The organism is Flavobacterium cellulosilyticum (assembly GCF_004349355.1).
Lineage (GTDB): Bacteria > Bacteroidota > Bacteroidia > Flavobacteriales > Flavobacteriaceae > Flavobacterium > Flavobacterium cellulosilyticum.
Genome location: NZ_SMFK01000034.1, coordinates 1 through 1,329, shown reverse-complemented (window position 1 = coordinate 1,329; position 1,329 = coordinate 1). Strand labels below are relative to the sequence as shown.

Annotated in this window: 1 protein-coding gene; it reads right to left on the bottom strand. The window is 38.8% G+C overall.

Translation table 11 applies throughout. From position 1 onward, the window contains the following. A partial coding sequence (locus E0F76_RS19435; RefSeq protein WP_220398955.1) for a beta strand repeat-containing protein occupies positions 1-1,329 on the bottom strand: 1,329 nt, incomplete at both ends.

Sequence of the window (1,329 nt, the reverse complement as noted above, 5' to 3'; positions counted from 1 at the left end):
AGCAGCATTTGATGTTACAGATGAACAAGGACTTGCGCCACTAACTATGACATTATAACTTCCAGCATCGGAAGTGGCTACATTAGATAAATTTAATGTGGCTGTGGTTGCTCCTGTGATATTTCCTGTATTGCTAAGATTGGTAGTTCCTTTTCTCCATTGATACGTTAAACCAGTTCCTGTAGCTATTATACTAAAACTAGCATTGGTACCTGAACAAATCGTTTGGGTTGCGGCTGGTTGTGTGGAAATCACCACAGCATCATTGATTACCAATGCTGCATTATTTGAAGTTACTGCTGTACAAGGTGCTGTTCCAGTTATAACAACATTATAATCCGAAGCTGCATCTGCTGAAACAACTGGATTGATAGTTAAAGTAGTAGTGTTTGCACCTGAAATATTTCCTGTATTGGTTAAAACTGTTGTTCCTTTTCTCCATTGATAGGTTAAACCTGTTCCCGTTGCAGTTGTGCTAAAGCTTACGGAGTTTCCAGCACAAAGAGTTTGGGTTGTTATAGGTTGGGTACTGATTGCTACGGCTTGGTTTACTACTAATGTAGCACCATTTGATGGTAGAGAAGAACATGGACTTGCGCCACTAACTATGACATTATAACTTCCAGTATCGGAAGTGGCTACATTAGATAAATTTAATGTGGCTGTGGTTGCTCCTGTAATATTTCCTGTATTGCTAAGATTGGTAGTTCCTTTTCTCCATTGATACGTTAAACCAGTTCCTGTAGCTATTACACTAAAACTAGCATTGGTACCTGAACAAATCGTTTGGGTTGAGGTTGGTTGTGTGGAAATCACCACAGCATCATTGATTACCAATGCTGCATTATTTGAAGTTACTGGTGTACAAGGTGCGGTTCCAGTTATAACAACATTATAATCCGAAGCTGCATCTGCTGAAACAACTGGATTGATAGTTAAAGTACTAGTGGTTGCACCTGTAATATTTCCTGTATTATTTAAAACTGTTGTGCCTTTTCTCCATTGATAGGTTAAACCTGTTCCCGTTGCAGTTGTGCTAAAGCTTACGGAGTTTCCAGTACAAAGAGTTTGTGTTGATATAGGCTGAGTACTGATTGCTACGGCTTGGTTTACTAATAATGTAGCAGCATTTGATGTTACAGATGAACAAGGACTTGCGCCACTAACTATGACATTATAACTTCCAGCATCGGAAGTGGCTACATTAGATAAATTTAATGTGGCTGTGGTTGCTCCTGTGATATTTCCTGTATTGCTAAGATTGGTAGTTCCTTTTCTCCATTGATACGTTAAACCAGTTCCTGTAGCTATTATACTAAAACTAGCATT